26 protein-coding genes are annotated in these 17243 nt (G+C 57.6%); 24 read left to right on the top strand and 2 right to left on the bottom strand.

Annotated features, from left to right (window positions below; all coding sequences use genetic code 11):
• Positions 1 to 8: 8 nt before the first annotated feature.
• The 11 genes from ACLBW8_RS06470 (at position 9) to ACLBW8_RS06420 (ending at position 6396) form a co-directional block, all read left to right on the top strand.
• Positions 9 to 431: a phage regulatory CII family protein gene (locus ACLBW8_RS06470; RefSeq protein ID WP_177023432.1), complete on the top strand. Its 423-nt coding sequence runs from the start codon at positions 9 to 11 to the stop codon at positions 429 to 431.
• A 65-nt stretch (positions 432 to 496) separates the two neighbouring features.
• A complete protein-coding gene (locus ACLBW8_RS06465) occupies positions 497 to 1354 on the top strand; it encodes a replication protein (RefSeq protein WP_447804940.1) in 858 nt (285 codons plus the stop codon).
• Positions 1344 to 2150: an ATP-binding protein gene (locus ACLBW8_RS06460; RefSeq protein ID WP_447804939.1), complete on the top strand. Its 807-nt coding sequence runs from the start codon at positions 1344 to 1346 to the stop codon at positions 2148 to 2150. Before ACLBW8_RS06465 ends, ACLBW8_RS06460 begins: the two co-directional genes overlap by 11 nt.
• Positions 2150 to 2620 (top strand): hypothetical protein, encoded by a 471-nt coding sequence (locus ACLBW8_RS06455; protein ID WP_447804938.1) that lies wholly within the window; start codon positions 2150 to 2152, stop codon positions 2618 to 2620. Before ACLBW8_RS06460 ends, ACLBW8_RS06455 begins: the two co-directional genes overlap by 1 nt.
• A complete protein-coding gene (locus tag ACLBW8_RS06450) occupies positions 2617 to 3255 on the top strand; it encodes a recombination protein NinG (RefSeq protein ID WP_447804937.1) in 639 nt (212 codons plus the stop codon). The genes ACLBW8_RS06455 and ACLBW8_RS06450 overlap by 4 nt, the downstream gene beginning before the upstream one ends.
• Entirely contained in the window at positions 3252 to 3797 is a 546-nt protein-coding gene (locus ACLBW8_RS06445; protein WP_447804936.1) for a hypothetical protein, read from the top strand. Before ACLBW8_RS06450 ends, ACLBW8_RS06445 begins: the two co-directional genes overlap by 4 nt.
• A 348-nt stretch (positions 3798 to 4145) precedes the next feature.
• Positions 4146 to 4556 carry a hypothetical protein gene (locus tag ACLBW8_RS06440; protein WP_207200999.1) on the top strand — a complete coding sequence of 137 codons (411 nt, stop codon included), beginning with the start codon at positions 4146 to 4148 and terminating at the stop codon, positions 4554 to 4556.
• Positions 4557 to 4644: 88 nt separating this feature from the next.
• Positions 4645 to 4833: a zinc finger domain-containing protein gene (locus ACLBW8_RS06435; RefSeq protein ID WP_432750697.1), complete on the top strand. Its 189-nt coding sequence runs from the start codon at positions 4645 to 4647 to the stop codon at positions 4831 to 4833.
• A 5-nt stretch (positions 4834 to 4838) separates the two neighbouring features.
• On the top strand, positions 4839 to 5357 hold the full coding sequence (locus ACLBW8_RS06430) for a hypothetical protein (protein ID WP_447804935.1): 519 nt from the start codon (positions 4839 to 4841) through the stop codon (positions 5355 to 5357).
• 175 nt (positions 5358 to 5532) lie between these two features.
• A complete protein-coding gene (locus tag ACLBW8_RS06425) occupies positions 5533 to 5856 on the top strand; it encodes a hypothetical protein (protein ID WP_447804934.1) in 324 nt (107 codons plus the stop codon).
• A gap of 207 nt (positions 5857 to 6063) precedes the next feature.
• On the top strand, positions 6064 to 6396 hold the full coding sequence (locus ACLBW8_RS06420) for a phage holin, lambda family (protein ID WP_406991201.1): 333 nt from the start codon (positions 6064 to 6066) through the stop codon (positions 6394 to 6396).
• A 49-nt stretch (positions 6397 to 6445) separates the two neighbouring features.
• Here ACLBW8_RS06420 and ACLBW8_RS06415 read toward each other — a convergent pair whose 3' ends face one another.
• Complete coding sequence (locus ACLBW8_RS06415; protein ID WP_447804933.1) at positions 6446 to 6868, bottom strand: hypothetical protein; 423 nt, start codon at positions 6866 to 6868, stop codon at positions 6446 to 6448.
• Positions 6869 to 6942: 74 nt separating this feature from the next.
• Between ACLBW8_RS06415 and ACLBW8_RS06410 the strand changes: the two genes are divergently transcribed.
• The 10 genes from ACLBW8_RS06410 to ACLBW8_RS06365 all read left to right on the top strand — a co-directional run bounded on the left by ACLBW8_RS06410 (position 6943) and on the right by ACLBW8_RS06365 (position 15484).
• Positions 6943 to 7566 carry a putative metallopeptidase gene (locus tag ACLBW8_RS06410; RefSeq protein WP_447804932.1) on the top strand — a complete coding sequence of 208 codons (624 nt, stop codon included), beginning with the start codon at positions 6943 to 6945 and terminating at the stop codon, positions 7564 to 7566.
• Positions 7567 to 7598: 32 nt separating this feature from the next.
• Complete coding sequence (locus tag ACLBW8_RS06405) at positions 7599 to 8075, top strand: DUF2280 domain-containing protein (RefSeq protein ID WP_447804931.1); 477 nt, start codon at positions 7599 to 7601, stop codon at positions 8073 to 8075.
• Positions 8050 to 9372 (top strand): phage terminase large subunit family protein, encoded by a 1323-nt coding sequence (locus ACLBW8_RS06400; RefSeq protein ID WP_447804930.1) that lies wholly within the window; start codon positions 8050 to 8052, stop codon positions 9370 to 9372. Before ACLBW8_RS06405 ends, ACLBW8_RS06400 begins: the two co-directional genes overlap by 26 nt.
• Positions 9369 to 10787 carry a DUF4055 domain-containing protein gene (locus tag ACLBW8_RS06395; protein ID WP_447804929.1) on the top strand — a complete coding sequence of 473 codons (1419 nt, stop codon included), beginning with the start codon at positions 9369 to 9371 and terminating at the stop codon, positions 10785 to 10787. Before ACLBW8_RS06400 ends, ACLBW8_RS06395 begins: the two co-directional genes overlap by 4 nt.
• Positions 10762 to 11847: a phage minor head protein gene (locus ACLBW8_RS06390; RefSeq protein ID WP_447804928.1), complete on the top strand. Its 1086-nt coding sequence runs from the start codon at positions 10762 to 10764 to the stop codon at positions 11845 to 11847. Before ACLBW8_RS06395 ends, ACLBW8_RS06390 begins: the two co-directional genes overlap by 26 nt.
• Positions 11848 to 11929: 82 nt before the next feature.
• Entirely contained in the window at positions 11930 to 12658 is a 729-nt protein-coding gene (locus ACLBW8_RS06385; RefSeq protein ID WP_447804927.1) for a hypothetical protein, read from the top strand.
• A 12-nt stretch (positions 12659 to 12670) separates the two neighbouring features.
• A complete protein-coding gene (locus tag ACLBW8_RS06380; protein ID WP_311903502.1) occupies positions 12671 to 13636 on the top strand; it encodes a major capsid protein in 966 nt (321 codons plus the stop codon).
• A 47-nt stretch (positions 13637 to 13683) separates the two neighbouring features.
• Positions 13684 to 14268, top strand: a complete 585-nt coding sequence (locus tag ACLBW8_RS06375) for a hypothetical protein (protein WP_447804926.1) — start codon at positions 13684 to 13686, stop codon at positions 14266 to 14268.
• Between the two features lie 132 nt (positions 14269 to 14400).
• Positions 14401 to 14838, top strand: a complete 438-nt coding sequence (locus ACLBW8_RS06370) for a tetratricopeptide repeat protein (RefSeq protein WP_447804925.1) — start codon at positions 14401 to 14403, stop codon at positions 14836 to 14838.
• Positions 14839 to 14980: 142 nt separating this feature from the next.
• A complete protein-coding gene (locus ACLBW8_RS06365) occupies positions 14981 to 15484 on the top strand; it encodes a DnaT-like ssDNA-binding protein (RefSeq protein ID WP_447804924.1) in 504 nt (167 codons plus the stop codon).
• Here ACLBW8_RS06365 and ACLBW8_RS06360 read toward each other — a convergent pair whose 3' ends face one another.
• A complete protein-coding gene (locus ACLBW8_RS06360; RefSeq protein WP_447804923.1) occupies positions 15485 to 15787 on the bottom strand; it encodes a hypothetical protein in 303 nt (100 codons plus the stop codon).
• Between the two features lie 23 nt (positions 15788 to 15810).
• Here ACLBW8_RS06360 and ACLBW8_RS06355 point away from each other — a divergent pair, with 23 nt between their 5' ends.
• From ACLBW8_RS06355 to ACLBW8_RS06345, 3 genes are read left to right on the top strand one after another with little or no spacing between them, the layout of a single operon-like run.
• Positions 15811 to 16179 carry a hypothetical protein gene (locus ACLBW8_RS06355; protein ID WP_447804922.1) on the top strand — a complete coding sequence of 123 codons (369 nt, stop codon included), beginning with the start codon at positions 15811 to 15813 and terminating at the stop codon, positions 16177 to 16179.
• Positions 16176 to 16772: a hypothetical protein gene (locus tag ACLBW8_RS06350; protein WP_447804921.1), complete on the top strand. Its 597-nt coding sequence runs from the start codon at positions 16176 to 16178 to the stop codon at positions 16770 to 16772. The genes ACLBW8_RS06355 and ACLBW8_RS06350 overlap by 4 nt, the downstream gene beginning before the upstream one ends.
• Complete coding sequence (locus ACLBW8_RS06345; RefSeq protein ID WP_447804920.1) at positions 16769 to 17185, top strand: phage tail terminator-like protein; 417 nt, start codon at positions 16769 to 16771, stop codon at positions 17183 to 17185. Before ACLBW8_RS06350 ends, ACLBW8_RS06345 begins: the two co-directional genes overlap by 4 nt.
• The last annotated feature ends 58 nt before the right edge of the window (positions 17186 to 17243 follow it).

Here is a 17243-nt window from a genome sequence, read left to right as displayed (position 1 = left end):
TTTTACGAATGGAAGACTTTTTGGATGCATGTCAGGCCGCAGTGAAGGGCAACGAGCCCAAGACCCTGGCTGCAAAGATGGGTATTCCGCACGTTGGCCTGCTTCAGCGCGCCAACCCTGACAACGAGGCTCATCACCTGACCGTGGAGCACCTGTTCGGGATCCTGCTGCACACCGGCGACATGCGCCCGTTGATGGCCCTGGCCAATGAGTTCGGCTTTGACTTGGTATCGAAGTCGGCGCCGGAGCCGCAAGCGCTCACCAAGTCGCTGATCAACGTAGGTAAGGAAGTTGCCGACCTGACGATCGCGGTGCACGAAGCGCTGGACGACAACCACGTCAGCTCTTTCGAAAAGAGCCTGATCCGCCAAGAGATCAATCACGTTCGGCAGAGCCTGGACGTGATGGATGCGTCGGTGAAGGCAGCCTGAATTTCAGACACAAAAAAGCCGACGTACGAGGTCGGCTTCTTCAACAGCTTTAAGCGAGAGAAATCATGCCAAACATTGTTGCGTTACACAACCCTCGGGGATTCACCCGTATGGACAATAGCCTGATGGAGGCTTTAGCTACGGTTGACCTGCCAGCGCGTGAGCTGCGCGTGCTCATGGCCATTGCACGCCAGACCATCGGCTATCAACTGGAAACCAAACGCCTGACTGCCGACGATATCGGCAAACAGACCAACTTGCGCCGCGACGTCACGTCGAAGGCGATCAGCCACCTCCTTGAGCGTCGGATCATTTTTCGCGTAGGTGGGAGCCGTGGCGATATCGGAATCGCTCCGGTCCGCGAGTGGTCGTTCTTCGAAGAAAAACAAGCGAATCTCACTGAGACCAAAACGTCTCACTCAGACAATATCGTCTCACTGAGACGTCCTGCGAGTGAGACCAAAACTGCTCACTCCCTTCTTTATATAAAGAAAGAACCCCTATTAACTCTTTCTTCGAAAGAGATTAATCCGCCCCAAGAGCCAGCCGAACCGCCGAAGCCTGATCGCAAAACTCCGTTCGGCATGGCCCAGTTGCTGGCCGACAACCCGCACAACGTTCCTGAGCAGTTGCTGGCTGACTGGCTGACCCAGCGCAAGGCCAAACGTGCCGCCGTGACCGCCACCGTCTGGTCGACCGTGAACACCGAGCTGGCTAAGTGCGCCGAGGCCGGGATCACCGCTGACGAGGCCATCACCGAAGCGCTGAATTCCGGCTGGCAGGGTTTCAAGGCCTCCTGGGTGATCAAGCTCCTGGCTGAGTCCGCACCGGCACCAGCCCCTCAGTCACGCCACACCGGGTTTGCCGAGCGCAACTACACCGATGGCCTGATTCAGCGTGAGGACGGTTCCTATGCGATCTGAGCCGGCCCAGCAAACTCCTGAACTGCCGCCGGGCACCCGCATCCAGCCCGCCGAGTGCGAGACCCACGGCCACTACGACCAGAAGATTTTTCCGGTGCTTGGCAAGGAACTGAAGAGCGGTTGCCCTGAGTGCGGCCGGATCATTCGCGAAAAGGCTGAAGCTGCGGAGTTGGCCAACAAAGCGATGGAAATGCGCATGGCAATGGAGCGGAAGCTCGGCGCCGCGCTGATCCCCAAACGCTTTGCAAGCAAGACTCTGGATGGGTATGTCGCAACCACCACGGAACAGCGAAAGGCGTTGAACACCTGCCGCCGGTATGCCGCTGAGTTCGCGCAGATCGCCGAGACAGGCCGCTGCCTATTGCTGCTGGGCAAGCCCGGCACGGGCAAGACCCACCTGTCCGTGGCGATCGCCAACGAGATCATGGCCAAGTCCAGCGCGACCGCGGTGTATCGCACGATCGGCGCCGTACTGCAGGCCATCCGCGCCACCTACGACCACTCCAGCGACCAGAGCGAAAGCCAGATCCTGGCCAGCCTGATCAGCCCCTCGCTGCTCATCCTAGACGAGATCGGCGTCAGCAAGGAGAAGCCGAGTGACTTCGAGCTGACCACGCTGTTCGCAATCATCAATGGCCGCTACGAAGAGCTGCGCCCGACGGTGATCGTTTCCAACCTGGATGGGCAGTCGCTACCAGGGGCTATCGGCGAGCGCTGCATTGACCGGCTGCGGGAGGGCGGGGTGATCGTCATTCCATTTGAGTGGGAATCGCAGCGCGGGAAGGAGGGTTTCTGATGTCCGACAAAATCAGCGTCAACTGCCAGGCCAAGCTCTCCGAGGTCATCACCAAGATCAGCGCCATGTACAAAGACAAGAAGTATGTCGTGGTGACCCTGCGTCCGGGCAAGGACCGCACACTGGATCAAAACCGGTTGTGGTTCGGGATGTACAAGCGCATTGCCGAGATGACCCAGATCGGCGACCCGGCCGACGCCCGGCGCTACTGCAAGCTGCACTTCGGCGTGCAGATCCTGCTGAACGAGGATGCAGGGTTCCAGGCCGAGTGGTACCGGGTCATGCGTCATCTGCCGTACGAAACGAAGTTGGCCATGATGGGCGAGTGCCACTTATTCGGGCCGGACGGCTTCCCGGTGACCAGCCTGTTCAATCGCGCCCAGGGCATCAATTACACCGACCGCATCGCCGCCTATTTCACAGGCCAAGGTGTGGTTTTCACTGATCTACTCAGCAAGGAGGCTGCATGATCGCCAAGCAACCCAAACCGAAGAAGTGCAAGAACCCGGCATGCGGCATCAGCTTTCCGCCGCAGCGCCTGGGCCAAGCCGTGTGCAGTCCGAAATGCGGGCTGGCCATCAAGGATGTGAACCAGGCGAAGGCGCGCAAGTCGCTGGCCCAGGTCGAGCGTCGCGAGATCAAGGTCCGCAAGGAAAAATTGAAGAGCAGGGCGGATCATCTCAAGGATACAGAGAAGGCAGTACGCGACTACCGCCGAAGCTACGAACTTAGCATCGGCAGCGGATGCATCAGTTGTGGTAACTCGCAGGAATCGATTTTGGCCGCCCAGGGCTGGAAGACTGGCGGCGCGTTCGATGCGGGGCACTTCCTCGGCAAGGGCGCCCGGCCCGAGCTGAGGTTGGTGCCGACTAATATCTGGCTTCAGTGCAAAAGCTGTAATGCGGGCTCATCCAAGTTCGCCCGCAAAGGCGAGACGGTTTCGCAGGGGTTCCGTACCGGCCTCATCGCGCGCATCGGCCTGGAGGCTGTCGAGGCGCTGGAAGCCGACCACACGCCGCGCAAAGAAACAGTAGAGCAATTGAAAGCCATCACCGCCGAATACCGGGCAAAGACCAGAGAACTGAAAAAAGGGGAGGCCGCATGACCTATCGCAACGTTGTTTCAGCAGTAGTTCGGGCCCTTGCGGCCGAGACCATCAGTTCCGCCGGCGGTTGCGACTTCGAACCCAAGGTGCAGTGCGCCAAGCAGAAGGGCGAGATTGTCGGCAAGGAGGCGGCGTTTCTCCAGGACTGCTGGGTGTTCGGTCGGCTGCATAAGGCGCTGACCCCGGCACACTGGCGGGCGCTTGTAGCGAAGTACTCGACGCACCAAGAGCGCAAGCACGGCGCCATTTTGGAATTGCTCAATTCGGTGAAGACGCCTGCGCCGAAACGCTTCCGGGAGTGTGCCGTGCTGACCTGGGCCATTCCGCAAGTTGCCGGTGCCGACGGTAAGCGTTCTGCCGCAGTGCTGCCGGCCGCCTGGTACGACATCACGAATTGGGATAACGATGGTAAGCCAGAGTCGACTCGGTACCGGTGGCGCTCAGGGATTCGCAAGTCGCTCGATGACCAGGTGAACGAGGCGCTCACTGCCGCTCAGGAACTGCTCGACGCCGAGGGTTTAATCGAAAGTTGCGCGGCGTAGCAAATAGCCATTGCAATGAGTGAGAAAGTGAGAGATTATTTACCCATCCTGTCGATCTTCCGCGTTAGGGATTGACACTAAAAAGCCTCGCCAATGTGCGGGGTTTTTTGCATTATGGGGGCGGTGACCGAGCGGCTTAAGGTTGAATGAGTGCGCATAGATACCGCACCGGTAGTTAGTCGTTGAGGTGCCCACTACGGGGCTAACCCAAGGCGACCATGGGTTCGAACCCCATCCATCCCTACTTATCCCGAGCCCGGCCAAGCGCCGGGTTTTCTATGCTGGAAATTTGTTCTAAAGAACGCTCGATCGCTGTCGATAAATCCTTATCGTGCATTCAGGGAGCGGATGAATATGTTCGGATTTTTGGCCGACAAGGCGAAGGCATTGTCAGAAGCGGTTAGCGAGACGGCGATCTCAGCGAAGGATGCCGTCCTTAACTCTGTTGGAGAGGGTGCAAGCGCAGCTACTGAGTATTTGGAGAAAAATTGGCCGCAGATAGAGCGCGTCGTGGTTGATGGCCTGCTTACTGTTACGCATGATCGCATCAAGGATGACGAAGCGTTTTTGCTTGTTGCGGAAAAAGCTTTTGAGCTTCTGCCTGCGCCGGTACGTCTTTTGCTCCCAAGGTCCGCATTCCTCGCACATACCGAAAAACATCGGGTTTCAATTGTTGAGTTGCTAGAGGAAAAGCGACAGCAGCGGCTTGCGCTTGAGGCTCCTGCAGCTGTAGTGACTGAAGTGATACCTGCTAGCTAAGGGGCTCACTACTTAAACTCAAACCCGGCCATTGCGTCGGGTTTTTTGTTGCCCATGGAAAGGGCGATTCAGCAAAAGGAATTTGCAGATGTTGAAAGAATTCAGATGCGGTAACTGCAACCGACTTCTCGCCCGTACGGGTGGGTTTACAGAGCTCCAGATCAAATGTTCCCGATGTGGGACGCTGAATCATGTGAAGGCCACGAGCCTCGAGCAATCGCCATTGAGCGACATGAAAGCGGAATCCTCCGCTACAAATCATTCGACTCAAAGGTGAATTACATGGCTCTCAAATTTCAGATCTTTCCGTTCACCCAGAACGGAAGCTCCATTCTCCCTCCTCGTAACTTCATGCTCGCAGGTCAGTACCTCGAGTCTCCAAATAAGCAATACAAGCTGGTTTTTGAAGCTGATGCCAACCTGGTGCTCTACAACAATGGAGTGAGGGAGTGGGTTTCGGATAACTCCGTACCTTACACGTACGTGGATTCCAATCCGAATAAGAGCCTGGTCAGCTGTTTCTACATGCATAGCTCTGGGGTCCTCATGGATCATGTGCATAACAGAATGTGGATTGCTGAAACCAGTTGGATTCCGGTACCTGACCAAGCGGGGGCGCCGCTGCGTGCGTTCTTGCAGCTGCAAGACGATGGCAATATCGTCATCGTAGACGGGGTGCCTACCTGGGCTCGATTTGGTTTCACGCCAACTGCTGCTCCTCGGCCGCGCGTGATTTACCCGGATCATGGCACCGGTCCTCTGCCAACATTCAAGGAATGGACGTGGAATAACGTCTTCTAAGGCTATAGGAGGCCCTGTGAATGTACGGGGCTACTTTGCTGTTTCGCGTCAACTCAGGACTTCAGCATTGCCCTAGGCCTGAAGAAAAGAAGGTCAAGAGCCTCTCCCCATCGCCCTTGAGCGACATGAAAGCGGAATCCTCCGCTACAAATCATTCGACTCAATAGGTGAAAATATGGACGCACAACCAATCGGCACTAAGTTCTTCTCTAGCCAAGTCACCGCCAAGGTGGTTCAGGTCATCAGCCCAGCAGAAAATCCTACTGGAATCGTGATTCGGACGGCTAACCTCGTTGGCACTCAATATTCAACGCTGGCTACCGGTACCACTCCTATTACCAACGTAAGTGATAAGACTAAACCTGTTGTTCTGGCGTCGGTCGCTGCGGCTTACACCTCTTTGCAGTTTCCATTGACCCTGCCTGCAGGTTTTGGGTTGTGGATCGGTACCGATTCTGGCGCCTCCTCGCTTTTCATGACCTACGACCTGTTGCCGTAACCGATAACTGGCCGGCCACCGTGTCGGCCTTTTCTCCGCTTGATATAGATGACGAGCATTTTTTCATAGCTCTGTCTTTGCACAGAACTTGTCCATTTTCAGTCCCGCGACACCCTTCGCACTGAGCAGGGAGTGCTGTTGGGGTTGATTCAAATCTGCAGGTCATGGCCTGCTGTACTCCCAACTCCCTGACGGGGAGGAACCGAGATGTCGAACATGCCAGACAAACCAGACACATGGGCAATAGCGCTTGCGTGGTTGAGCCAGCATTCGCCAATCCTCTATGCGGCTGCGCTGTCCTGCGCCATGGCCGTTCTGCGCATCACCTACGGCGGCGGTACGCGGCGCCAGATGCTGGTGGAGGGGGCGATCTGTGGCGGCCTTACGTTAACCATCATCAGCGGCCTGGACTTCTTCGGCCTGCCCCAGAGCATGGCGACTTTTGCCGGTGGCTGGGTTGGCTTCCTAGGTGTGGAGAAGATCCGCACCATTGCCGATCGTGTGACGGACTTTAAGTTGCCAAGCCGCAAGGTTGATTAATCCGCGCCACGTTCTCGAATGCTTAAAAACTTGGCGATGATCCTTTTGATTAAATGCCGATGAATTTTGTTACGTGTGGGTCAGGAAAGTCGTACTCAGTGTTGGCAGTAGCGATGGAGCCCCACAGATGTTGAATCGTGTTTGCATTCTTCAGGCTGGTCAGCACAGGCACGGTTGCGAACCCCATAGAGTCCAGCGTCAAGGTGCGGTGCCTGCCGTCACTGAATTCAACTGTGCCGTCGAAATTGACGTGCAGCATTGGAATATAAAGCGTCCCTGTAGTTGAGAGTGTTTGGTAGTTCGTAGCTAGACGTTTTGGCCTGCTCTCATTTGCGTGAAACTGGTCCATAGCGACTTTCACAGCTGCTTTGGCATCCAGAATCAAAATCACCGGTACGTCCTCGTCTGAAAAATGCAGAACCGTAGCGGTAGGCGGCCAACTATTTTTAGCTAAGCAGATCATCTTCGGCATCGCTTTGAAATTCCTTTTTTGAGTTCAAGGAATAGGTGGTGGCATATTGAGATTGTTTCAAGTGGTGACGCTAAATGTTTAGACCGGGTCCTCCATCATCACTGCTTGAGCTGTCCGGTTTATCTGTCGTAGGTGCTCGCCTGATCCCAGCTCCCGAGGTATGGGAGTGGCTTCAAGCCGAGATCCTTTCCGACACCGGCAGCATTCACAACGAAGACCATGCCCATCTACTGGATGCAGACATACGAGTTATGTGGGCGTCGTCGAGTTTCGAGAAGCAGGGCAGGACAGTGCTTGGCCAAGCCGAACAGGTAGCGTTCCGCGCCGGCGGCTGGCAGAAAGCCCGGATGGAGCAACAGATGCGTGATTGGTTCGGCGACGTGCCGGCTTTCATCATCACGCTGGCTGCCGACTACTGCGCCCAGTGCAGCGACCTTGAGTTCTGTGCGCTCCTGGAGCACGAGCTTTATCACATCGCCCAGGCGACCGATAAGTACGGTCAACCAGCCTTCACCCAGGACGGCGCACCCAAGCTGAAGCTTCAGGGTCACGACGTCGAAGAGTTCGTCGGTGTGGTTCGCCGCTACGGTGCAAGCCCTGACGTTCAGGCGTTGGTGGATGCTGCAAACAGTCCTGCTGAGGTGGGGAAATTGAACATTGCGAGGGCCTGCGGAACCTGTCTGCTCAAGTTGGCCTGATCCTTGACAGGACCTTGACGGAATAAACCCATATGGCAGCCCTGAAAGATGAGGTTAAGCGCTTCATTGTGCAGGCCCTTGCCTGTTTCGATACACCCTCCCAAGTTGTACTGGCCGTCAAGGAAACATACGGCCTCGAAGTGACGCGTCAGCAATGCGAGCTGTATGACCCCACGAAGTACGCCGGACGCGATCTCGGTGTGAAGTGGAGGACCGTGTTTGAAGATACCCGTAAGCGTTTTCGCGAGGACACGGCCGAGATCCCAATAGCCAATCGAGCATTCAGGCTTCGCGGCTTGGGGCGGATGGCAGAGAAGGCCGAGAACATGCGCAACCTGGCGCTGACTGCACAGCTTTACGAGCAGGCCGCCAAAGAGGTGGGCGACGTCTACGTGAATCGCCGCCTCGAACCTGAAAAACCACTTGGCTCCCACGCGGACCAGCAGCACGCCGTTGCTGAATACACGCTGGAGCCTGATGAGAATGTCCCCGTTACCCCGTACCTTTGACCCGCCGGTAAAGCTGACGCCGAAGCAGGCGAACATTTACTGCTGGGGCTTCCAGCCTGAGGCTCGTTTCCGCGATGCGGTGTGTGGCCGACGGTTCGGTAAAACGTTCCTTGGCAAGGCGGAAATGCGCCGCGCAGCTCGCCTGGCCGCGGAGTGGGGTGTTAGCGTCGAGGATGAGATCTGGTACGGCGCACCGACCTTCAAACAGGCCAAGCGCGTGTTTTGGCGGCGACTGAAGCAGGCCATTCCTGAAGCATGGCGTGCACACCGTCCAAACGAGACGGAATGTTCGATCACCCTCAAGTCTGGCCACGTCATGCGCGTGGTGGGGCTCGACAACTACGACAACTTGCGGGGCTCCGGTCTGTTCTTTGTCCTGGTGGATGAATGGGCAGACTGCCCGTGGGCTGCGTGGGAAGAAGTACTGCGGCCGATGCTATCGACTTGTCAGTACCAGATTCCAGGCGTTGGTATGCGTAAGGGCGGGCATGCGTTGCGAATCGGCACGCCCAAGGGCTTCAACCACTGCTACGACACTTATCTGGACGGTAAACCAGGCGGCGAGCCGGACCACAAGAGCTGGCAGTACACGTCATTGCAGGGGGGAAACGTTCCTCCTGAAGAGCTTGAAGCGGCTCGCCGGAAAATGGACCCGCGCACTTTCCGGCAAGAGTACGAAGCTGGCTTTGAGAACTACGCGGGCGTCGTCTACTACACGTTCAATCGCGACGAGTGCCGAACCAGCGAGCGAATCAAACCGGGCGAGGCGTTGCACATCGGTATGGACTTCAACGTCATGAAAATGGCCGCCGTCGTCTACGTCGTGCGTAACGATCTGCCGATGGCCCTTGATGAGTTTCACGGCGTGCGGGACACACCTGAGATGATCGAGAAGATCCAGACACGGTTCCCTGGGCACTCGGTGGCGGTGTATCCCGACGCCAGTGGGCAGAACACCAGCAGCAAAAACGCGAGCGAGTCCGACTTGTCGCTGCTGAAGAAAGCAAAATTCACGGTGATCGTCGACTCCACAAACCCAGGCGTGAAAGACCGCGTGAACTCGGTGAACGCCATGTTCCTTAACGCCTACGGCGAGCGACGACTGAAGGTCAACATCGACCAGTGCCCTCAGCTCACGTTGTGCCTGGAGCGACAGACCTACACCGACAAGGGCGAGCCGGACAAAGATCCGAAAAAGGGTCACGACCATATGAACGACGCCGCCGGCTACTTCATCGCCAAGCGCTATCCGATCAAAGCGATCGTCACTTCTATCAAAATGGGATACGCCCGATGAGCAACGACGTCTCCTTCAAACGGGCGGAATACACGGCAGTGCTGGACCGCTGGGCGACCATTCGCGACGTCTGCGCCGGCCAGCACCGGGTTATCGATCGGCTGCCGTACATCAACGCGCACGACAAGTCGCCGGAGAACGAAGACCGGAACCGGGCTTACCGCGAGCGGGCGGTGTTCAAGAACGCCACTGGGCACACCCGTAACGGGTTGCTGGGCCTGGCCTTCCATAAAGACCCGACGCTGACGGTGCCGACGAAGCTGGAATACCTGCAAGACAACGCCAACGGCTCCGGGGTGAGTATTTACCAGCACTCCCAAGGGACGCTGGAGAAGGTGCTTGAAGCTGGGCGCCACGGGCTTTACGTCGACTACCACCAAGACGATGGTATCGGCGGGCACTCGGTGATCCTGTCCTATTGCGCTGAAGACATCATCAACTGGCGCACGGGCATGGTGAACGGTCACAGCGTGCTTACCCTGGTGGTGCTCCGCGAGTCACCGGAAATTCCTGACGGTTTTGGTTTCAAGACGGCTGAGCAGTACCGGGAACTTGCCTTAGAGGACGACGGTTTCGTTTGTCGTGTTTGGCGCCGATCCGGTCCGAAAGGCGGTGGGCCCCTGGCTGTCACCGACGAATTCAAGCCCGAAGGCGTAACCGGTCGCCTCAAGGAGATCCCATTCACCTTCGTCGGCGCGCAGAACAACGACCCAACCATCGATGAATCGCCGCTCTACGACATCGCCATGATCAACCTGGGCCATTACCGGAACAGCGCTGACTACGAAGACAGTGTCTTCTGGTGTGGTCAGGCTCAGCCGTGGATCAGCGGCCTGGATGAGCAGTGGCGCGACTGGATGGAGAAGAACGGCATTTATGTTGGCTCCAGGGCTCCCATGATGCTGCCGGCGGGTGGTGCATTCGGCTACGCGCAACCGGCGCCGAACACGCTGGTCAAGGAGGCAATGGCCGATAAGAACCAGATGATGATCGAACTCGGCGCACGGATGGTGGTGGCTTCACTTGCCACCAAGACCGCTACCGAGTCCCGAGGCGATCAGTCGGCATCCACTTCGGTGCTCGCAGGCTGCGTGGCAAACGTCAGCGAGGCCTACACCCGAGCAATCATGTGGTGCTGCGCCTACATGGGCGTTGCAGACAAGAAGGTCGCGTACCAGGTGAACCAAGAGTTCGTCGAGCTCACTGCTGACCCGCAGATGATCACGGCCTTGGTGGGGCTGTGGCAGCAACGCGGATTTGCCAAGGCAGACCTTCGGGCCTACCTGCGAAAGCTGGGCTTGATCGCGCCAGAGCGGACTGACCTGCAGATCGACGGTGAACTGGAGGAGCAGGGTGACGGCCTAGGGCTGGACGACGAGGACAAACCAAATGGCGGTAAATCCGAAAGTACTTGATGCCACGATCCGGCATGCGGTCTTCCTCGAAAAGCTGAAGGCAGGGGAGGTCGGCAAGTTTGCTCCTTTCCTCAAGGAGATTGACCGGTCTATACGGGATCGGCTGACCCAGTCCGACCTGACCGAGTACAACGTCAAGCGTCTGGAAGCGCTGCTGAAGGAGGTGGATAGCCTGCTGCTGGGCATCTTCGACCGCTACAGCGCGCAACTGAACCTGGACCTGGTGGACATCGCCAACTACGAGGCCGAATTTGAGGCGACCAACCTTGCCAGGTCGGCGCCGGTTGGCGTGTCGCTCGATGTGGTGGCACCAACGGCTGCTGCGATCCGTTCGGCAGTGCTGACGAATCCACTCAGTGTGCGCGGCACCGGCGGCGGGAAGCTACTGAAGTCCTTCATCATGGGCTGGACCGGCGCCGAGCGCGAGCGCGTCACCGGCACGATCCGGCAGGGTTTCTTCGAAGGGCAGACGAACTTTCAGATCATCCGCAACATTCGCGGCACCAAGGCGGCAGGGTATAAAGACGGCATCCTGGCGACCACCAACCGCAATGCCGCCACGGTCGTGCACACCGCGATTCAGCATGTGTCGTCCCAGGCCCGGATGGAGGTGGCCAAGGCCAACACGGATATCGTGCAAGAGATCCAGATGGTGGCCACGCTGGACAGCAAGACCAGTCAGCTATGCCGCTCAATGGACAAGCGCAAGTTTCCCGTGGAGTCCGGCCCTCGGCCGCCGTTTCACCCGAATTGCCGTACTACTTTCATTCTGTTGACCAAGCTCAGCGTGATGTTCGCCAAGGGCGCTACGCGTGCCTCGGTGGGTGCTGATGGCGGACAGCAGGTCAGTGCTGACCTCGATTACTACCACTGGCTCCAGCAGCAGCCAGCCTCGTTTCAGGATGTCGCCATCGGCCCCGCCCGGGCCAAGCTGTTCCGGCAGGGAGGGCTGACCGTAGAGCGATTCGCCGAGCTGCAGCTTGATCGCAACTTCGCACCGCTAACTCTGGCTCAGATGAAGGGACTAGAGCCGCTGGCATTTGAGAGGGCCGGGATTTAACCGAACACATTCAACCAGCCGCCTCCGGGCGGTTTTTTATTGCCTGCAAAGCGGGCCGACTAAACCCAAGGGGTGCACCAACGTGGCAGAAGAAAACGAAATCGACCTGGAAGACCCGGCAATCAAGGCCGCTATCGCGACTGCCGTTGAAGCATCCGTTTCGGGTTTGAAAACCAAGAACTCGGAGCTGCTGGGCAAGCTGAAGGAAACCTCCGGCAAGCTGACTCAGTTTGAAACTCAGTTTGAGGGTATCGACATCGACGCCGTCAAAGGCCTGCTCAGTCGTGCTGGCCAGGATGAAGAAACCAAGTTGCTGACTGAGGGCAAGGTGGACGAGGTCTTCAACCGTCGCACCGAGCGCCTGCGCGGTGACTACGACAAACAGTTGAAGACCATCAGCGAGCGCGCCGAGAAGGCTGAGTCCTTCGCGGCCAAGTTCCAGGGCAAAGTCCTGGGCGACTCCGTGCGCGGAGCAGCACTGAAAGCTGGCGCTCTACCTGAAGCAACCGACGACATCATCCTGCGCGCCAAAGGCGTGTTCACCCTTAACGAAGATGGCGATGCAGTCGCCGTTGATGAATCCGGCCAGGTCATCCTCGGTAAAGACGGCAAGACCCCTCTGACTCCGCTCGAATGGGCGGAATCTCTGCGCGAGAGCGCACCTCATCTGTGGCCAAGGGCTTCAGGGACATTTGCCCCGGGCGGGGGTGGCGGCAAGGCTGCATTCAAGCGCTCCGAAATGACCTCCGAGCAGAAGCGCGACTTTCAGCGCAAGCACGGCCAAACCGCATATCTCGCATTGCCCAAATAAGGGGATTGACCCATGGCTACAACCGTTAACAGCGACTTGATCATCTACAACGATGAGGCGCAAACCGCATACCTCGAGCGTGTCCAGGACAACCTGGATGTGTTCAACGCATCGTCCAACGGCGCAATGGTGCTGGACAACGAACTGATCGAAGGCGACTTCCGCAAGCGCGCTCTCTACAAGCTGAACGGCTCGCTGGAGCATCGTGACGTCAACTCTGACGGCAAGGTAACTGCCAAGAAGATCAGCGCCGGCGAAGCTGTCGGCGTCAAAGCTCCCTGGAAGTACGGCCCATACCAGACCACCGAAGAAGCGTTCAAGCGCCGCGGTCGTCCGGTCGAGGAGTTCTCCCAGATCGTCGGTGCCGATGTTGCTGACGCGACCCTGGAAGGCTTCATCCAGTACGCTACTGCTGGCCTGCGCGCTGCCATTGGCTCCAACGCTGATATGGTGGTTTCGGCCAACATCGAGACTGATGGCAAGAAGACCCTGACTCGCGGCATGCGCAAATTCGGCGACAAGTTCGGCCGTATCGCATTGTGGGTCATGCATTCCAGCGCTTACTTCGACATCGTCGACGAAGCGATCACCAACAAAATCTACGAAGAAGCGGGTGTCGTGATCTACGGCGGCCTGCCGGGCACACTGGGCAAGCCTGTACTGGTGACCGATACCGCGCCGGCGGACGTGATCTTCGGCCTGCTGCCAAACGCGGTAACCATCACCGAGTCGCAGGCCCCGGGGTTCCGTTCCTACGAAGTGAACGACGAAGAGAACCTGAGCATCGGCTACCGCGCTGAAGGTACCGTGAATATCGATGTGCTGGGTTACAGCTGGAAAGCCACCACTGGCGGTTCCAACCCAACCCTGGCCGCGGTCGGCTCCGCTGCCAACTGGGTCAAGCACGCGGGCAGCAACAAGGTAACCGCCGGCGTGATGATCACTTTGACTGCGACGCCTCCGGCAACTGGCGGCTAACCCAAAAACTCAACGCGCGGTCAGCAATGGCCGCCTTGGAAAAACACATGGAACTGACTTACAGCAACCAGCTCAATGGCTTCGACCCGGAGAAACGTTACCGCAATCCGGAACACTTCGATAAGCCCGAAGCCGGCGTGACCAGCGTGCTGGTGATTGGCGATTGGCCAAGCGTGATCGACGCATACGAAGCGGCCGGTATTGACGTGTCGGTGAAAGAGGCCAAGCGGGTGCAGATTTTTGGCGGTGCCAACCAGGCCGAACTGGAAAAAGTCATCGCGACTATGCGGGTTGAACATGGATCGATCGAGATCCTGATTGGTGGCCTTGAGGCTGGCGAAATCCGCCGTCCAGAGGCTGGTGAACTGGCGTTGCGCCTGTTCGAAGTGCTGGGAAGCATCCATGCCTCAGTAGGTGACCTGACTACTGAGCGTGACGGCCTTGCCTTGACTGTCGACGCACTGCGCGGCGAGGTTGAAGCGCTGAAGAAGGCCGCCACCACACCGCCGGCGGATGAGGCCACTCAAATCGAGGCGCTGAAAGCCAAACTCGATGAAGCCAATGTCCAGTACCGGGCCAACGCTTCGAAAGACTCCTTGGAAAAGCTTGTCGCCGAGTTGAGCGGGGCGTGATACGACTGAGATGTAGGCAAGGCTAATAAAGGGCAAAGCAAAAGCTTCGTGAGATCTTCAGAAACCTACTAAATAGGGCGTGATTCAGATAGGTTCTTACTTCTGAACTTCACCGAATCTATGGAGTGGATAATGACGAGCGAAAATGGAGAGCTAAATCCTGAGCTTTACGAGCAAATAAAGAAATTCAGTAGTGCCGGAGATCTGCTCGCTGAGTCAGGCTGCTTTGAGGCAGCAGTGACAGAATATAACAAGGCTTGGGAAATGATCCCTTCACCCAAAAATGATTGGGAGGCCGCAACTTGGATTCTGGCGGCTATCGCTGATGCGTGTTTCTTGTCCGGATTCAAAACCTCAGCTCGCGAAGCTTTGCAATACGCAATGACCTGCCCTGGTGGTCTCGGAAATCCCTTTTTGCATCTGCGTCTTGGGCAGGTTTTGTTCGATGACGGTCAAGAAGACTCTGCAGCAGACGAGTTGATGCGAGCATACATGGGCGCTGGCCCAGAGATTTTCGCAACTGAAGATGCTCGATACCTGATCTTTCTCAAAACACGTGCTGATCTTTGAATTTCTTAACTACTAGGCTGACCGGCGATTTATTGCATTGACTCTGTTTAGGGTTATGGGCACTCCATCGTGTGCGCACTTGGTCGAATTCAGTATTCCGTAAAGCGAGCAGGCCGTCTTAACCCATTCAGCGAGTAAACGCATGACACTAATCATCGAGGACGGCACCGGCAAGCCTGACGCCGAAAGCTACGCGAGCGCCGAGGACCTGGCCATGTATGCCGTGAAGTTTGGCACTGTCATTCCTCAAGGTGTTCCAGCGCAGGAAGCGTTGCTTCGCCGGGCTGCCTTGGCGATGGATGGCATGACTTGGAAGGGGCGTAAGACGAAGAGCGAGCAGGCCCTGTCCTGGCCGCGCCGGGAAGTGCGGCTTGATCATGAGATCAAGCCGAACAACTACCTTCCTGCGCGGATCCAGTACGGGCAGATGGCCCTCGCCGCCGAGATCCATCAGGACGATATCGACCCGGTGGAGAAGCGCAAAGGTGCCGTGCTGCTGGATCGTGTTGAGGGGGCGGTGACGCGGCAGTACGCCGCGATCCCGTCCACCAGCAACCGGCTTCTACCGGCGGCGCCGGACCGTCCAAGTGCAACGCAGTTTGCCGACTACCTACAAAAACGCGGGCTGTTTGCTGTTAGGGCTTGATCAGTCGTTGGACAATTCATACATGTCCAGAAACGGATACGCATCTCTGATGGCTTGGTCCCCATCTTTAATAGTCCTCACAGCCTTATCCAAGTTATCGAAAGACACGGGCTGGTCTAAAGGGAAGTCTCGCTCTGCCATTTCCTTAGAAGCTTTGGCGCCGAACCCTGTCTTTTCAAAGGCAGTTTGATAGGAATTTCTCGCCTTGAACTTGTCTTCAAGGCTTTTCCCTGTACCGCTGGTATTTTCACGAATCTCTCGCGAAGTCCGGTTTAGGTCGTCACTTATCGTTCCGTAATTCATATTTCCTCCTTGGGTAAATGAGCATGGCATTCTACGACGAAATGGCCGTCATGGCTCTGGAGATGATCACGGAGTTCGGCCAGTCCGTGACCATCAGCAAGACGGAGCTGGGCGAGTATGACCCTGAAATGGGCGGCCCAGCGCCCGGCGCAACTGTCGAGCAAACCGCCCAGGGCATCCTGCTCGACTTCACCGGGCAAGAACTCCAGAACAACAGCCTCATCAAACAGGGCGACAAGAAGCTCAAAATCGCCGCGCACGGCTTGGCCTGGGTGCCTAGTCTGCTCGACAAAGTCGTGGCCCAGGGCCGCACCTGGTCAATCGTGCCGCCGCTGAAAGAGGTCAACCCAGCCGGGACGCCAATCCTGTATGAGCTGCAGGTGCGCTCGTGAGCCGAGCAGGCGCTGGCCAATCCGGCAGTTTCGCCCTGAGCCTGGCCGAGTTCGCCGCGCAGACTAGCGAAGCCATCGATGCCAGCGTGCGTGAAATCATCATTGAGGTCGGCGGCAGCCTGATCCGGATGTCCCCCGTGGGTAACCCGGAGATCTGGGCGCAGAACTCAGTGGCCACCCAGTACAACAAGGCCGTCGACGATCACAACAGCGCGCTGCGCAGCGACCCGGACAACCTCAAAAAGGGCGGTAGGCTCAAGAAGGGCCGAAAGCTCAACGACGGCATGGACATCAAGGCGCCAGAGGGCTACGTCGGCGGCAGGTTCCGTGCGAACTGGCACATCTCGCTTGGCATGGTCGAGAACGTCACCTTCGACGAGGTGGACCCAAGCGGCGCCGAGACTACCGCGGCGCTGGTAGCCGCGATGAGCGACTTCACTGCCGGCCAGATGGCCTACATCATCAATAATTTGCCCTACGCGATTCCGCTGGAGTTCGGCCATTCCACCCAGGCCCCCGGCGGCATGGTCCGGGTAACCGTGGCTCGCTTCCAGCAGATCGTGCTGGAGGCCATCAGGAACAACCAGGTATGAGTCACGCAATTATCGCCTCGATCTACGAGACAAAGCTGATCGCCTGGAACGCTGCCAGGCCGGAGAAGTTGAAGATCGTGTTCGAGAACACGGCCTACACGCCGGCGGAGGGCGAGACCTACCTGCGAGCCTTCACTATCCCGGGCGACACCGCGAGCAACACGCTCGGTGGCGATCACCGACTCTTCACCGGCGTGTTCCAGGTGAGCATCATCGCGCCAGCGGGCACCGGCAAGACTAAAACAAACCCGATTGTGGTCGAGCTGACAGCTCTGTTCCCACTATACGGAAGGGACAAGAAGGGCTCGGTCACCGTGGTGACCATGTCGCCAGTCGACCCGGGCCCTGGCATCACCGGCGATTCCACCTACACCGTCCCGGTCTCGTTCTTGTACCGAGCCGACACGAACTGATCCCGCCCACTGGGCAAACCCACGAACCCGCCATTGAGCGGGTTTTTTCATATCTGCA

It is taken from the genome of Pseudomonas sp. M5A4_2d (assembly GCF_053345295.1).
Note: the sequence above shows the minus strand (reverse complement) of the source record. Positions and strands in the feature narration are given on the sequence as shown.

Bases quoted from the DNA above. Each gene is read 5' to 3' on its own strand.
- ACLBW8_RS06435 (WP_432750697.1), top strand. From the start codon at position 4,645: ATGTTGAAAGAATTCAGATGCGGTAACTGCAACCGACTTCTCGCCCGT.
- ACLBW8_RS06450 (WP_447804937.1), top strand. From the start codon at position 2,617: ATGATCGCCAAGCAACCCAAACCGAAGAAGTGCAAGAACCCGGCATGC.
- ACLBW8_RS06415 (WP_447804933.1), bottom strand. From the start codon at position 6,868: ATGCCGAAGATGATCTGCTTAGCTAAAAATAGTTGGCCGCCTACCGCT.
- ACLBW8_RS06420 (WP_406991201.1), top strand. From the start codon at position 6,064: ATGTCGAACATGCCAGACAAACCAGACACATGGGCAATAGCGCTTGCG.
- ACLBW8_RS06370 (WP_447804925.1), top strand. From the start codon at position 14,401: ATGACGAGCGAAAATGGAGAGCTAAATCCTGAGCTTTACGAGCAAATA.
- ACLBW8_RS06410 (WP_447804932.1), top strand. From the start codon at position 6,943: ATGTTTAGACCGGGTCCTCCATCATCACTGCTTGAGCTGTCCGGTTTA.
- ACLBW8_RS06400 (WP_447804930.1), top strand. From the start codon at position 8,050: ATGTCCCCGTTACCCCGTACCTTTGACCCGCCGGTAAAGCTGACGCCG.
- ACLBW8_RS06345 (WP_447804920.1), top strand. From the start codon at position 16,769: ATGAGTCACGCAATTATCGCCTCGATCTACGAGACAAAGCTGATCGCC.
- ACLBW8_RS06430 (WP_447804935.1), top strand. From the start codon at position 4,839: ATGGCTCTCAAATTTCAGATCTTTCCGTTCACCCAGAACGGAAGCTCC.
- ACLBW8_RS06360 (WP_447804923.1), bottom strand. From the start codon at position 15,787: ATGAATTACGGAACGATAAGTGACGACCTAAACCGGACTTCGCGAGAG.
- ACLBW8_RS06355 (WP_447804922.1), top strand. From the start codon at position 15,811: ATGGCATTCTACGACGAAATGGCCGTCATGGCTCTGGAGATGATCACG.
- ACLBW8_RS06445 (WP_447804936.1), top strand. From the start codon at position 3,252: ATGACCTATCGCAACGTTGTTTCAGCAGTAGTTCGGGCCCTTGCGGCC.
- ACLBW8_RS06405 (WP_447804931.1), top strand. From the start codon at position 7,599: ATGGCAGCCCTGAAAGATGAGGTTAAGCGCTTCATTGTGCAGGCCCTT.
- ACLBW8_RS06440 (WP_207200999.1), top strand. From the start codon at position 4,146: ATGAATATGTTCGGATTTTTGGCCGACAAGGCGAAGGCATTGTCAGAA.
- ACLBW8_RS06380 (WP_311903502.1), top strand. From the start codon at position 12,671: ATGGCTACAACCGTTAACAGCGACTTGATCATCTACAACGATGAGGCG.
- ACLBW8_RS06365 (WP_447804924.1), top strand. From the start codon at position 14,981: ATGACACTAATCATCGAGGACGGCACCGGCAAGCCTGACGCCGAAAGC.
- ACLBW8_RS06465 (WP_447804940.1), top strand. From the start codon at position 497: ATGCCAAACATTGTTGCGTTACACAACCCTCGGGGATTCACCCGTATG.
- ACLBW8_RS06470 (WP_177023432.1), top strand. From the start codon at position 9: ATGGAAGACTTTTTGGATGCATGTCAGGCCGCAGTGAAGGGCAACGAG.
- ACLBW8_RS06375 (WP_447804926.1), top strand. From the start codon at position 13,684: ATGGAACTGACTTACAGCAACCAGCTCAATGGCTTCGACCCGGAGAAA.
- ACLBW8_RS06390 (WP_447804928.1), top strand. From the start codon at position 10,762: ATGGCGGTAAATCCGAAAGTACTTGATGCCACGATCCGGCATGCGGTC.
- ACLBW8_RS06395 (WP_447804929.1), top strand. From the start codon at position 9,369: ATGAGCAACGACGTCTCCTTCAAACGGGCGGAATACACGGCAGTGCTG.
- ACLBW8_RS06460 (WP_447804939.1), top strand. From the start codon at position 1,344: ATGCGATCTGAGCCGGCCCAGCAAACTCCTGAACTGCCGCCGGGCACC.
- ACLBW8_RS06425 (WP_447804934.1), top strand. From the start codon at position 5,533: ATGGACGCACAACCAATCGGCACTAAGTTCTTCTCTAGCCAAGTCACC.
- ACLBW8_RS06455 (WP_447804938.1), top strand. From the start codon at position 2,150: ATGTCCGACAAAATCAGCGTCAACTGCCAGGCCAAGCTCTCCGAGGTC.